This window comes from Variovorax sp. Sphag1AA (assembly GCF_014192575.1).
Taxonomy (GTDB): domain Bacteria; phylum Pseudomonadota; class Gammaproteobacteria; order Burkholderiales; family Burkholderiaceae_C; genus Variovorax.
Map to the genome: position 1 here is coordinate 1 of NZ_JACHYC010000013.1, position 12,693 is coordinate 12,693.

At 64.2% G+C, this 12,693-nt stretch carries 11 protein-coding genes and 1 pseudogene; 6 read left to right on the plus strand and 6 right to left on the minus strand.

All coding sequences use genetic code 11. The features are described from left to right. From FHW64_RS32615 to FHW64_RS32625, 3 genes and pseudogenes are all read left to right on the plus strand, one after another. Positions 1-483, plus strand: a pseudogene (locus tag FHW64_RS32615) (polyhydroxyalkanoate depolymerase); the annotation flags it as partial. A gap of 4 nt (positions 484-487) precedes the next feature. Then, complete coding sequence (locus FHW64_RS32620) at positions 488-1,105, plus strand: electron transport complex subunit RsxB (protein ID WP_184533367.1); 618 nt, start codon at positions 488-490, stop codon at positions 1,103-1,105. Beyond that, positions 1,102-1,737, plus strand: a complete 636-nt coding sequence (locus tag FHW64_RS32625) for a LysE family translocator (RefSeq protein ID WP_184533368.1) — start codon at positions 1,102-1,104, stop codon at positions 1,735-1,737. The genes FHW64_RS32620 and FHW64_RS32625 overlap by 4 nt, the downstream gene beginning before the upstream one ends. 12 nt (positions 1,738-1,749) lie before the next feature. Here the strand turns inward: FHW64_RS32625 and FHW64_RS32630 are convergent, their stop codons facing one another. The 5 genes from FHW64_RS32630 to scpA form a co-directional block, all read right to left on the minus strand. After that, positions 1,750-2,226, minus strand: coding sequence for a VOC family protein (locus FHW64_RS32630; RefSeq protein ID WP_184533370.1), 477 nt, complete (start codon positions 2,224-2,226; stop codon positions 1,750-1,752). Continuing rightward, positions 2,226-4,274, minus strand: a complete 2,049-nt coding sequence (locus FHW64_RS32635) for an acetyl/propionyl/methylcrotonyl-CoA carboxylase subunit alpha (RefSeq protein ID WP_184533372.1) — start codon at positions 4,272-4,274, stop codon at positions 2,226-2,228. The genes FHW64_RS32630 and FHW64_RS32635 overlap by 1 nt, the downstream gene beginning before the upstream one ends. A gap of 20 nt (positions 4,275-4,294) precedes the next feature. Beyond that, the gene (locus tag FHW64_RS32640; RefSeq protein WP_184533508.1) at positions 4,295-5,827 is read right to left on the minus strand and encodes an acyl-CoA carboxylase subunit beta; all 1,533 of its coding nucleotides are present in this window, start codon (positions 5,825-5,827) and stop codon (positions 4,295-4,297) included. A 67-nt stretch (positions 5,828-5,894) separates the two neighbouring features. Then, complete coding sequence (meaB, locus tag FHW64_RS32645; protein WP_184533374.1) at positions 5,895-6,941, minus strand: methylmalonyl Co-A mutase-associated GTPase MeaB; 1,047 nt, start codon at positions 6,939-6,941, stop codon at positions 5,895-5,897. A 2-nt stretch (positions 6,942-6,943) separates the two neighbouring features. Then, entirely contained in the window at positions 6,944-9,103 is a 2,160-nt protein-coding gene (gene scpA, locus FHW64_RS32650) for a methylmalonyl-CoA mutase (protein WP_184533376.1), read from the minus strand. Between the two features lie 127 nt (positions 9,104-9,230). Between scpA and FHW64_RS32655 the strand changes: the two genes are divergently transcribed. Further along, positions 9,231-9,878, plus strand: coding sequence for a GntR family transcriptional regulator (locus FHW64_RS32655; RefSeq protein WP_184533378.1), 648 nt, complete (start codon positions 9,231-9,233; stop codon positions 9,876-9,878). A 6-nt stretch (positions 9,879-9,884) separates the two neighbouring features. On the opposite strand, the gene FHW64_RS32660 is transcribed toward FHW64_RS32655, so the two are convergent. Next, positions 9,885-10,715, minus strand: coding sequence for an IclR family transcriptional regulator (locus tag FHW64_RS32660; RefSeq protein ID WP_260306544.1), 831 nt, complete (start codon positions 10,713-10,715; stop codon positions 9,885-9,887). A 128-nt stretch (positions 10,716-10,843) separates the two neighbouring features. On the opposite strand from FHW64_RS32660, the gene FHW64_RS32665 reads away from it, so the two are divergent. Then, complete coding sequence (locus FHW64_RS32665) at positions 10,844-11,776, plus strand: tripartite tricarboxylate transporter substrate binding protein (protein ID WP_184533380.1); 933 nt, start codon at positions 10,844-10,846, stop codon at positions 11,774-11,776. A gap of 28 nt (positions 11,777-11,804) precedes the next feature. Further along, on the plus strand, positions 11,805-12,683 hold the full coding sequence (locus FHW64_RS32670) for a TauD/TfdA family dioxygenase (RefSeq protein ID WP_184533382.1): 879 nt from the start codon (positions 11,805-11,807) through the stop codon (positions 12,681-12,683). Positions 12,684-12,693 lie beyond the last annotated feature (10 nt).

The window sequence follows — 12,693 nt, forward strand, 5'->3', positions numbered from 1 at the left end:
GACATGGATGCGGACTACTACCTGGAGACCATCCGCACGGTGTTCCAGGAGTTCGACCTGGTCAACGGCACCTGGGAGGTGAAGAGTCCCGAGGGTGCTCAGGAGCTGGTGCGTCCGCAGGACATCCGCTCGACCGGGCTGCTCACCATCGAAGGCGAGCTTGACGACATCTCGGGGGCCGGCCAGACGCGCGCCGCGCACGACCTGTGCACCGGCATCGTCTCGGAGGAACAGCGTCATCTCGAGGTCAAGGGCGCTGGGCACTACGGCATCTTCAGCGGCCGCCGGTGGCGCGAGAAGGTGTATCCGCAGGTGACGGCATTCATCCTCGAGCACGACCAGCCGCAAACCCGCGCGCCGCAGTCGGTGCTGGCGCAGGAAGACGCGACGCCTGCGCCTTCGAGGACGAAGAAGCGTGCGACGTCGGCCGCCGCACGCAAGACCGCGTCCCGCCCCCGCACATCCGCGCGCAAGTCGTCGTGATGTCGTGAACCCGCTGGCCACGCACCTTCTCGAGGTGCTGCCGCAAACGCAATGCACCCGTTGCGGCTATCCGGACTGTGCGGGATATGCCAAGGCAATCGAAGCCGGTGAGGCCGGCATCAATCAATGCCCCCCTGGTGGGGCTGAAGGCGTCATTCGTCTCTCTCGATTGACCGGCAAGCCTGCCGGCCCGGTTGATCCACAGTTCGGCGTCGAAGGACCGCGCATGCTTGCGGTCATCGATGAAGCCTGGTGCATCGGATGCACGCTTTGCCTCGACGCCTGTCCGACGGATGCAATCGTCGGAATCAACAAACGCATGCACACGGTGATTGAACCGCACTGCACCGGTTGCGAGCTCTGCATCCCCGTGTGTCCCGTCGACTGCATCTCGCTCGAAACCGTCACACCCGGCAAGAGCGGCTGGCAGGCATGGTCCCAGACGCTCGCAGACCATGCTCGGCAGCGCTACGAGGCCCGCCAGCAACGCCTCGGCAAACGCGCCCCCGCAGAGGAAGCGGCGCCGCCCGCCGCCCCGGCAGACCGGAAACGCGCGATCATCGAGGCCGCGCTGGCGCGCGCACGCGCCGGCAAATCCAGCCCGGAGTCCGGAAAACTATGAGCATCGACACCCTCCTCCTCTTCGTCATTGCCTCGCTTGCGTTGGCGATCACGCCCGGCCCGACGATGTTGCTTGCGATGTCCAACGGCATTGCAGGAGGGATGCGCGCGGCGTCCTGGGGAATTGCGGGCGCATCGCTGGGCAGCACGATCGTGATCAGCACAGTCGCCCTCGGACTGGGCTCGATCCTGGCCGCGTCCGAGTACCTCTTCAATGCGATCCGTATCTTCGGCGTCGTCTACCTCGTATGGCTCGGCGTCAAGCTCTGGAGGGCTCAACCGACGGATGTCGCCTCCGAACTGACGGCTGCTGCTGCCAAACCGCTGCGCGGACGGCTCGCGCTGGCGCGCAGCCTGGCCGTCGCGTTGTCCAACCCGAAATCCCTGCTCTTCTTCGCGGCCTTCCTGCCCCAATTCGTGGACACGACCCGGCCTCAGGGCATGCAGTACCTGATTCTCGGCGCCGTCTTCGTATCCATCGACACCTGCGTGATGCTCGGCTACGCGATGGCCGGCACGCAGGCGGTGAGATGGCTGTCGCAGCGCAGCCTGCGCGCGCTCAACCGCGGTTGCGCGGCGGGGATGTGGCTGCTGGCCGCCACGCTGGCGGTCTGGCGCCGCCCTGGCGCTTGACCGCACTCCTCATCAGGCTGCGGCCAGCGCCGAGAAGGCCTTGACGACCTCAGGCGGCGCCTGAACCAGTTCAACCAGCACGCCCTCGCCGGCAATCGGAAACTCCTCATTGCCCTTCGGATGGAGGAAGCAGATGTCGAAGCCGGCCGCGCCCTTGCGAATGCCGCCCGGCGCAAAGCGCACGCCCTGTGCCGTGAGCCATTCGACCGCACGAGGCAGATCGTCGATCCACAAGCCCACGTGATTCAGCGGCGTCGTGTGGACGGCGGGCTTCTTCTCCGGGTCGAGCGGTTGCATCAGATCGACCTCGACCTTGAAAGGCCCGCTGCCCATCGCGCAGATGTCTTCATCGACGTTCTCGCGTTCGCTCTTGAACGTGCCGGTGACTTCGAGCCCCAGCATCTCGACCCAGAGCTTGCGCAAACGCAGCTTGTCGGGCCCGCCGATCGCGATCTGCTGGACGCCCAGCACCTTGAACGGCCGTTCCATCACGCGAACTCCAGAATCACCTGATCGACCGAGAGCGATTCGCCCTTGGCGGCCGCGATATTGCCGACCACACCGTCGTGCGCCGCGAACAGCACGTTTTCCATCTTCATGGCCTCGATCACCGCAAGCTTCTCGCCCGCCTGCACCCGCTGACCCGGCTGCACGGCCACCTCGACGAGCAACCCCGGCATCGGCGACATCAGGAACTTGCTGAGATCCGGCGGCGCCTTGTAGGGCATCAACTCGAGCAGGCGCGCGCCAAGCGGCGACAGCACCATCGCCTCGATCTGCGTCCCGTTGTGGGAGATGCGAAGCGCCAGCGGATTCTTGCCCGCGCCGCGCTCGACCTGCGCCGTGAAGACGCGCCCGTTGACCGAGCCCTCGACGCGGATGCTGCCGAGCGGCGCCTTGCTGTCGATCTTGTAGCTGTTCGAACCCACGGTGATAGCGCTCGAGCCCGTCTGACCGTGGAAGTCGGTGACCGACACCGGCTTGTGAATATGCTTCCCGCTCTCGTCCAGCACGACCACCACGAACTGCTCGCCGACCTTCACGCCGTGGCCTTCGAGTTGACCGCTGATGCCGGAAGCGCGAGCCCGGTAACGGCGATTCATGTACGCGGCAAGCGCGACCAGGAAATCCGGATCGTCATGCGGCACGTCTTCCGCATGGAAGCCCTTGCCGTAGTGCTCTGCGATGAAGCCGGTGTTGAAGTCCCCGCTCACGAATTTCGGATGCGCCAGCAGCGCCGCCTGGAACGGGATGTTGCTATTGATGCCGCGGATCACGAACCCGTTGAGCGCCTCGCGCATCATCGAGATCGCATGGGCGCGGTCACGCCCGTGCACGATCAGCTTGGCGATCATCGAGTCGTAGAACATCGGGATCTCACCGCCGTCGTACACGCCGGTGTCGACCCGCACGCCGTAGAGATGCTCGGTGTCAGCCGAGAACATCGTCTCCTTCGGCGGCTGGAAGCGCACCAGGCGCCCCGTCGAAGGCAGGAAGTTCCGGAACGGATCTTCAGCGTTGATCCGGCATTCGATCGCCCAGCCGTTGCGCTTCACGTCCTGCTGCGACAGCGGCAGCTTCTCGCCGGCCGCAACGCGGATCATCAGTTCCACCAGATCCAGACCGGTGATGGCCTCGGTCACCGGATGCTCCACCTGCAGCCGGGTGTTCATTTCGAGGAAGTAGAAGCTCTGGTCCTTGCCGACCACGAACTCCACCGTGCCTGCGCTCTGGTACTTCACCGCCTTGGCGAGCGCCACCGCCTGCTCACCCATCGCCTTGCGCGTCGCATCACTGATGAACGGCGAAGGCGCTTCTTCGATTACCTTCTGGTGCCGGCGCTGGATCGAGCATTCGCGCTCGTTCAGGTAGATCACATTGCCCTGCGAATCGCCAAGCACCTGGATCTCGATATGGCGCGGCTCTTCGACGAACTTCTCGATGAAGACGCGGTCGTCGCCGAAGCTGTTGCGCGCTTCATTGCGGCACGAGGTGAAGCCCTCGAACGCATCCTTGTCGTTGAACGCGACACGCAGGCCCTTGCCACCGCCACCAGCCGACGCCTTGATCATCACGGGGTAGCCGATGTCCTTGGCGATCTCGACGGCGCGCTCGGCCGAATCGATTGCGTCGTTCCAGCCGGGAATCGTGTTGACCTTGGCTTCGCCCGCGAGCTTCTTCGAGGCAATCTTGTCGCCCATGGCTGCGATCGAATAGTGCTTGGGGCCGATGAAGACGATGCCCTCTTCTTCCACCTTGCGCGCGAAGGCTTCGTTCTCGGACAGGAAGCCGTAGCCGGGATGCACCGCCTCGGCGCCGGTCTTCTTGCAGGCCGCGATGATGCGGTCGGCCTGCAGATAGCTCTCGCGGCTGGGCGATGCGCCGATGTGCACGGCTTCATCGGCGAGCTCGACGTGGCGCGCTTCCTTGTCGGCATCGGAATAGACGGCCACCGTGAGGATGCCCATCTTCTTTGCCGTCTTGATGACGCGGCAAGCAATCTCTCCGCGATTGGCGATCAAAATTTTCTTGAACATGTTTCTTCTCTCTCGCGCGCTCAGAGGGGGATGTTGCCGTGCTTGCGCCACGGGTTCTCAAGCTTCTTCTCGCGCAGCATGACGAGGCTGCGGCAGATGCGTTTGCGGGTTTCGCTCGGCAGGACCACGTCGTCGATGTAGCCACGCGCGCCAGCCACGAACGGGTTCGCGAAGCGCGCCTTGTATTCGGCTTCGCGCGCAGCGAGCTTCTCGGGGTCGTTCTTGTCTTCGCGGAAGATGATCTCCACCGCGCCCTTCGCGCCCATCACCGCGATCTCGGCGCGCGGCCAGGCGAGGTTGACGTCACCGCGCAGATGCTTCGAAGCCATCACGTCGTACGCACCGCCATAGGCCTTGCGCGTGATGACCGTGATCTTCGGCACCGTGCACTCGGCATACGCATAGAGCAGCTTCGCACCGTGCTTGATGATGCCGCCGTACTCCTGGCTGGTGCCGGGCATGAAGCCGGGCACGTCGACGAAGGTGACGACCGGGATGTTGAACGCATCGCAGAAGCGCACGAAGCGTGCTGCCTTGATCGACGACTTGATGTCCAGGCAACCGGCCAGCACCAGCGGCTGGTTGGCGACGATGCCCACGCTCTGGCCTTCCATGCGCGCGAAGCCGATCACGATGTTCTTCGCGTAGTCGGGCTGCAACTCGAAGAAGTCGCCGTCATCGACCACCTTGAGGATCAGCTCCTTCATGTCGTACGGCTTGTTCGGGTTGTCCGGCACCAGCGTGTCGAGCGACAGGTCGGCGCGGTCGGCCGGATCGCCGCTCGGGCGCACCGGGGGCTTCTCGCGGTTGTTGAGCGGCAGGTAGTTGTAGAGGCGGCGCAGCATCATCAGCGCCTCGACGTCGTTCTCGAACGCCATGTCGGCGACGCCGCTCTTGGTGGTGTGGGTCGACGCGCCGCCGAGTTCCTCGGCCGTCACGTCCTCGTGCGTCACCGTCTTCACGACTTCGGGACCGGTCACGAACATGTACGAGCTGTCCTTCACCATGAAGATGAAGTCGGTCATGGCGGGCGAATACACCGCACCGCCCGCGCACGGGCCCATGATCATGCTGATCTGCGGCACCACGCCAGAGGCCATCACGTTGCGCTGGAACACCTCGGCATAGCCACCGAGCGAGGCCACGCCTTCCTGGATGCGCGCGCCGCCCGAATCGTTGAGGCCGATCACCGGTGCACCGACCTTCATCGCCTGGTCCATCACCTTGCAGATCTTCTCGGCATGCGCCTCGCTCAGCGCACCGCCGAAGACGGTGAAGTCCTGGCTGAAGACGAACACCAGTCGGCCGTTGATCATCCCGTAGCCGGTGACCACACCGTCACCCGGGATCTTGTTGTCGGCCATGCCGAAGTCGCTGGAGCGGTGCTCGACGAACATGTCCCACTCTTCGAAGGTGTTGTCGTCGAGGAGCAGTTCGATGCGCTCGCGCGCCGTCAGCTTGCCCTTGGCATGTTGTGAGTCGATGCGTTTCTGTCCACCGCCGAGGCGCGCCTGATCGCGGCGCTTTTCGAGTTCTTCGAGGATTTCTTTCATGGCTTGCTGGTTGTCGGAGTTGATCTTGTTGGGTGTCGGGTTCTTGGCTTTCGGCATGGGCGGCAGGCTACGCCTGTCCGGCCTGTGACGCCAGAAGATTGCGCGCCGCCGTCGAAGCGGGAAGCGTGCCCGCCGCGACCTGGGCGATGGCTTGCGGCAGCAGTTCTCGCACGGCCGGATGCTGACGGAACGCCTGCTTGAGGCCGGCGTCGATACGCTCCCACATCCATGCGAGCGCCTGCTTTTCGCGGCGCGTGGCGAGACGGCCGTTGGTCGTTTGCAATGACTTGAATTCGAGGACGGCTTCCCAGAAGGCGTCGACGCCGGTGCCGTTCAGCGCGCTGAGCTGGATCACTTTCGGCTGCCACTGCGCCTCAGGCGTTGCCACCCCGTGCGCGGCATGAACAACATGTGCATGCGCCGGGTTGCCGTGATGCCCGAAAAGCCGCAGCGCCGAAGTGATCTGCGCCTGCGCGCGCGTGGCGGCGTCCTTGTCCAGATCCGCCTTGTTGATGACGACCAGGTCGGCAAGCTCCATCACGCCCTTCTTGATGGCCTGCAGGTCGTCACCGGCGTTCGGCAGTTGCAGCAGCACGAACATGTCCGTCATGCCCGAAACCGCGGTTTCGCTCTGGCCGACGCCGACCGTCTCGACGATCACGATGTCGTAGCCCGCGGCTTCGCACACCAGCATCGCCTCGCGCGTCTTCTCGGCGACGCCGCCGAGCGTGCCCGACGAAGGGCTGGGCCGGATGTAGGCACGCTCGTCAACCGAGAGCTTCTCCATGCGCGTCTTGTCGCCGAGGATGGAGCCGCCCGACACCGTCGACGAGGGATCGATGGTCAGCACGGCCACGCGGTGTCCTCGACCGATCAGGTACAGCCCGAGTGCTTCGATGAAGGTCGACTTGCCGACACCCGGCACGCCGGAGATGCCGAGCCTGAACGACTTGCCGGTGTGCGGCAACAAGGCGGTCAGAAGCTCGTCGGCCTGCGCACGATGGTCGGTGCGAGTCGATTCGAGCAGCGTGATCGTCTTCGCGATCGCACGGCGCTGCGCAGGACCTTCCGACGTCACCACGGATTCGACAGTGACGGGTGATCGAACCGGCATGCTCAGGCAGCGACCGCCGCGCGGATCTGCTCCAGCACGTCCTTGGCGCTGGCCGGGATCGGCGTACCAGGACCGTAGATGCCCTTCACGCCCGCGTCGTACAGGAACTCGTAGTCCTGGCGCGGAATAACGCCGCCCACGAACACGATGATGTCGTCGGCGCCCTGCTTCCTCAGCTCTTCGATGATGGCCGGCACCAGCGTCTTGTGGCCTGCCGCCAGCGTGCTGACGCCCACGGCATGCACGTCGTTCTCGATGGCCTGGCGCGCGCATTCCTCGGGCGTCTGGAAGAGTGGGCCCATGTCGACGTCGAAGCCGAGATCGGCGAAGGCAGTGGCAACGACCTTCGCACCGCGGTCATGGCCGTCCTGGCCGAGCTTGGAAATCATCACGCGCGGACGGCGGCCCTGCTCTTCGGCGAAAGCGGTGATCTCCTTCTGGAGCGCTTCCCAACCTTCCGCCGAGTCGTAAGCGGCGGCATAGACGCCGGTGACCTTCTGGGTATCGGCACGATGACGGCCATAGACCTTCTCGAGCGCATCGCTGATCTCGCCGACGGTGGCGCGCAGACGCACCGCCTTGATGCTCAGGTCAAGCAGGTTGCCCTGGCCGCTGTCCGCAGCGGCAGTAAGCGCTTCGAGCGCCGCTTGCACGGTTGCACCATCGCGCTTTGCGCGGATGGCATTGAGCCGAGCGACCTGGCTTTCGCGCACCTTGACGTTGTCGATCTCGAGGATGTCGTGCGTGTCCTCGTCCTTGAGCTTGTACTTGTTGACGCCCACGATCACGTCCTTGCCGGAATCGATGCGCGCCTGCTTGTCCGCGGCGGCGGCTTCGATCTTGAGCTTGGCCCACCCGCTGTCGACCGCGCGGGTCATGCCGCCCATCGCCTCGACCTCTTCGATGATCTTCCAAGCGGCATCGGCCATGTCCTGCGTGAGCTTCTCCATCATGTAGCTGCCGGCCCAGGGGTCGATCACGTTCGTGATGTGCGTCTCTTCCTGGATGATGAGCTGCGTGTTGCGCGCGATGCGGGCGCTGAATTCGGTGGGCAGCGCGATCGCCTCGTCGAGCGCGTTGGTGTGCAGGCTCTGCGTGCCGCCGAAGACCGCAGCCATCGCCTCGATCGTGGTGCGGACCACGTTGTTGTACGGGTCCTGCTCGGTGAGCGACCAGCCAGAGGTCTGACAATGCGTGCGCAACATCAGGCTCTTGGGGTTCTTGGGCTCGAACTCCTTCATGATCCGGCACCACAGAAGACGGCCCGCGCGCATCTTGGCGACTTCGAGATAGAAGTTCATGCCGATGGCCCAGAAGAAGCTGAGCCGGCCAGCGAAGTCGTCCACGTCCAGGCCTTTGGACAGCGCGGTCTTCACGTATTCCTTGCCGTCCGCGAGCGTGAAGGCCAGTTCGAGTGCCTGGTTGGCACCGGCTTCCTGCATGTGATAGCCGCTGATCGAGATCGAGTTGAACTTCGGCATGTTCTTCGACGTGTACTCGATGATGTCGCCGATGATCCGCATCGACGGCTCGGGCGGAAAGATGTAGGTGTTGCGGACCATGAACTCCTTGAGGATGTCGTTCTGGATGGTTCCGCTGAGCTTGTCTTGTGGCACGCCCTGCTCTTCCGCCGCGACCACGTAGCCTGCGAGCACCGGCAGCACCGCGCCATTCATCGTCATCGACACGCTGACCTTGTCGAGCGGGATCTGGTCGAAGAGGATCTTCATGTCTTCGACCGAATCGATCGCCACGCCGGCCTTGCCCACGTCGCCGGTCACGCGCGGATGGTCGCTGTCGTAGCCGCGATGGGTGGCGAGATCGAACGCCACGCTCACGCCCTGGCCGCCGGCTGCGAGCGCCTTGCGGTAGAACGCGTTCGATTCCTCGGCGGTGGAGAAGCCCGCGTACTGGCGGATGGTCCAGGGGCGCACCGCATACATCGTCGCCTGCGGGCCGCGCAGATAAGGCTCGAATCCGGGCAGCGTGTCGGTGTACTTCAGCCCCTGCAGATCGGCGGCCGTGTAGAGCGGCTTGACGGTGATGCCGTCCGGCGTGATCCAGTTCAATGCACTTACGTCGCCACCTGGCGCGGACTTGGCGGCGGCCTTGGCCCAGGCTTCAAGGGTGGCTGAAGAAAATTGCGGTTCGGGTTTGCTCATGGCGCCGTTTTCTGTGGTCGGTCGGGTCTCGGGGATGCGCGCGCTGAGGCGCTGCTCGGAATGTTCGGGAGTCTACTCCATCCGTAATTATTAATTCAAACCAATTTTTTGGGGTACAGTTCTAACCATGTCAGCCGCCACCCTTACCCCCCGTGCGCTCTACGAAGAAGTCGCCGAACTGCTTCGCCAGCGCATCTTCAAGCGCGAGCTCGAACCGGGAAGCTGGATCGACGAGCTCAAGCTGGCCGAGGAATACGGCATCAGCCGCACGCCCCTGCGCGAGGCGCTCAAGGTGCTCGCCGCCGAGGGCCTCGTGACGATGAAGGTGCGTCGTGGCGCCTATGTGACCGAGGTCTCCGAAAAGGATCTGGCCGACGTCTATCACCTGCTGAGCCTGCTGGAGAGCGATGCCGCCGGCGTTGTCGCAGCGCGCGCAACCGACGCCGAGCTCGCCGAGCTCGAAGCACTTCATGCCGAGCTCGAAGCCGCAGCAAGGCCGGGCAAGGTGGATCGGGAAAACTTCTTTGCGATCAACGAGCGTTTTCACATGCGCCTGCTCGCGATCGCCAACAACCGCTGGCGCGATCAGGTCGTGGCCGACCTGCGCAAGGTGATGAAGCTCAATCGCCACAACTCGCTGCTCAAGTCGGGGCGCATCGACGAGTCGCTGAAGGAGCATCGCGCGGTCATGGCCGCCATCAAGGAACGCGATTCAGCCGGCGCGATGGCCCGGATGCAGCAGCACTTCCTCAACGGGCTCGAAGCCGCGGCCTGACGGCGATCAACTGGCTTCGGGCGCAGCGATGCCCATCTCGGCGTTGATCTGCTGCACGGTTTCGAGAAGGCGCGGTGCGATGCGTCCCACCATCGTCTCCCTCGGAAGCAAGTAAGCCGGGCCGCCGCAACTCACCGCATACCGTTCGCCGCGCGGGCCACGCAGCGCGAAACCCAGCGCATGGATGTGCGGATGCCATTCGCCGTACGACGCGCAGTAGCCCAGCCGCGCATGCTCTTCGATGCCGGCCAGGATGCGCGGCTCCAGTTCAGCCCAGTTCTCCCCGCTCGCCAGCTTGATCTGCCCAAGCAACTCGTCGCGCTCCGCCGGCGGCAGCGCTGCGAGATACGCGCGCCCGGCGGCCGACGTCGCGATCGTCATACGCGATCCGACTTCGATGCGCGAGGTGATCAGTGCCGTGCGAGGTCGGATCGAATCGATGATGAGCATGTCCAGTTCATCCCGCACCCCGACATGAACACTGGCGCCCGCGAACTCGGCGAGCTCGTTGAGATGCGGCCGCGCCAATGAGCGCAGATCGAAGTGCCGCAGATAGCGCGTACTCATGTCCAGCAACGCGGGGCCGAGGGTGAATCGCTCCGTATCAGCCGATTGCCTCAGGTAGCCGTTGGCGACCAGTGTGGCGGCCAGACGGGAAACAGTGGCCTTCGGAATCCCGGTTGCATCCGCCAGATCGCGATTGCTGAGCGGACCCGCGGCGTCACCGACCACCTTCAGCACGGCCAAGCCGCGCGCCAGTGCAGTCACCTCGTCCTTTCCGGACCCACCGAGCGGCTCGGTTGTCGATTCGGCCATTTTTTCAAAACGATGTTTCATATTTTCTCAAAAAGTCGTTGACGCGCGTCAAGCGCTCGCTATTATTTCAAAACACTGTTCCATAAAATATTATGACGAGACAATCATTCCACGCATCCCGGCGCAGTTTTCTCCTGACAGGTAGCCTCATGGCCGCGGGCCTCGGCATTGGATTCGACGCTGCGGCCCAGGATTTTCCGAAGGGGCCGGTCAAGATCATCATCCCCTTCGCACCTGGCGGACCGACCGATACAGTGGGTCGGCTCATTGCCCAGAAACTGCAGGAGATGTGGGGCCAGCCCGTTCTCGTCGACTACAAACCCGGCGCCGGCACCGCGATCGGCGTCGACTTCGTCGCCAAGGCGCCGCCCGACGGCCTGACCATCGGGATGGTGAACTCCTCGTTTGCAGTGAATCCGTCGCTGCGCAAGACATTGCCCTACGACACGGTCAAGGACCTGCAGGGCATCACGCAGATCGCGAACCTGCAGCTCGCCATCGTCGCCCGCCCCGATGCGCCCTTCAACACGCTGCCGGAGCTCATCGCCTACGCCAAGAAGAATCCCGGCAAGCTGACCTATGGCACGCCGGGTGCCGGCAGCACGACTCATCTGGGTGCCGAACTGCTCAAGCGTGAAGCGGGCTTCGACATGCTGCACTCGCCCTTCAAGGGAAGCGCTCCCGCGCACACCGAACTCATGGGCGGGCGCATCGACATCGTGGTCGATCCGTTTCTTTCGGTGCTTCCTTTCGTGAAGGCAGGTCGCATGAAGATGATCGCCACGATGGGGCCGAAGCGCGTCGAGGGCTTCAACTACCCGACGGTCGCGGAGACGATCCCCGGCTTCAACGTCAATGCGCTGCTCGGCTTCGTCGCGCCTCACGGTACGCCGCGCGCGATCGTGCAGAAGATCCAGGCTGACACGGCGAAGGTGCTGCGCGATCCCGAAATGCGAAAGCGCATCGAGGAACAAGGCATGGAAGTCGTCGCCTCGACGCCCGAGCAGTTCGACGCCTTCGTGAAATCCGAAATGACCCGTTGGGCGCGCGTCATCAACGAAGCCGGCATCCAGGCCGACTGAGCGCACTTCAACCTATCCCGACAAACCCATGTCCCTCAAACTCAAGCCCCTCCATTCAGTCTTCGTCGCGGAAGCCAGCGGCATCGACATCACGCGCCCCCTCTCCGACAGCGAAGTGCGTCAGATCAACGCAGCCATGAACGAGTACGCCGTGCTCGTCTGGCGCGGCCAGGCCCTCACCGGCCAGCAGCAGCTCGACTTCGCCAAGTCCTTCGGCCCGCTGGACCTCGGCCTCAAGAAAGTGTTCAACCGAAAGGAGCGGCTCGAAGACGAGCGCCTGATCGACATCTCCAATGTCGACGCAGAGGGCAAGGTCGCGCGACGCGATTCGCCGAAGAACCTCTCGAACTTCGCGAACCAGCTCTGGCACAGCGACAGCTCGTTCCAGAACCCGCGCGCTGCCTATTCGATGCTGCATGCGCTGGTGCTTCCAAGCTGGGGCGGGACCACGGAATTCGCCGATCTGCGCGCGGCCTACGACACGCTGCCCGAGCGGACCCGCGCCGAAGTCGAAGGACTGAGCGCCGAGCACTTCGCGCTGCACACCCGCATCCTGCTTGGCGACGATGCCTACACGGACGACCAGAAGAAGGCCATCCCGCCTGCGGTCTGGCCGCTGGTGCAGACGCACCCCGGCTCAGGGCGCAAGCTGCTCTTCGTCGGCGTGCACGCGCGGGAAGTCATCGGATGGCCCATCGCGGAAGGCCGCATGTACCTGCAGGACCTGCTTGAACACGCCACGCAACGCGAACGTGTCTATTGCCACGAATGGCAGGTGCACGACCTCGTGATGTGGGACAACCGCAGCACCTTGCACCGCGGACGGCGCTACGACATCAGCGAGCGACGCGAACTTCGCCGCACCACGATCGAGGACGTGCCCGAGGCGCACCTCATGGCCGCCTGACCAGGGCGGT

Excerpts from the sequence above, each read along its gene's own strand:
- FHW64_RS32660 (WP_260306544.1), bottom strand. The coding sequence starts at position 10,715 with ATGAAACATCGTTTTGAAAAAATGGCCGAATCGACAACCGAGCCGCTC.
- FHW64_RS32635 (WP_184533372.1), bottom strand. The coding sequence starts at position 4,274 with ATGTTCAAGAAAATTTTGATCGCCAATCGCGGAGAGATTGCTTGCCGC.
- FHW64_RS32640 (WP_184533508.1), bottom strand. The coding sequence starts at position 5,827 with ATGAAAGAAATCCTCGAAGAACTCGAAAAGCGCCGCGATCAGGCGCGC.
- scpA (WP_184533376.1), bottom strand. The coding sequence starts at position 9,103 with ATGAGCAAACCCGAACCGCAATTTTCTTCAGCCACCCTTGAAGCCTGG.
- FHW64_RS32625 (WP_184533368.1), top strand. The coding sequence starts at position 1,102 with ATGAGCATCGACACCCTCCTCCTCTTCGTCATTGCCTCGCTTGCGTTG.
- FHW64_RS32630 (WP_184533370.1), bottom strand. The coding sequence starts at position 2,226 with ATGGAACGGCCGTTCAAGGTGCTGGGCGTCCAGCAGATCGCGATCGGC.
- FHW64_RS32665 (WP_184533380.1), top strand. The coding sequence starts at position 10,844 with ATGGCCGCGGGCCTCGGCATTGGATTCGACGCTGCGGCCCAGGATTTT.
- FHW64_RS32655 (WP_184533378.1), top strand. The coding sequence starts at position 9,231 with ATGTCAGCCGCCACCCTTACCCCCCGTGCGCTCTACGAAGAAGTCGCC.
- FHW64_RS32670 (WP_184533382.1), top strand. The coding sequence starts at position 11,805 with ATGTCCCTCAAACTCAAGCCCCTCCATTCAGTCTTCGTCGCGGAAGCC.
- meaB (WP_184533374.1), bottom strand. The coding sequence starts at position 6,941 with ATGCCGGTTCGATCACCCGTCACTGTCGAATCCGTGGTGACGTCGGAA.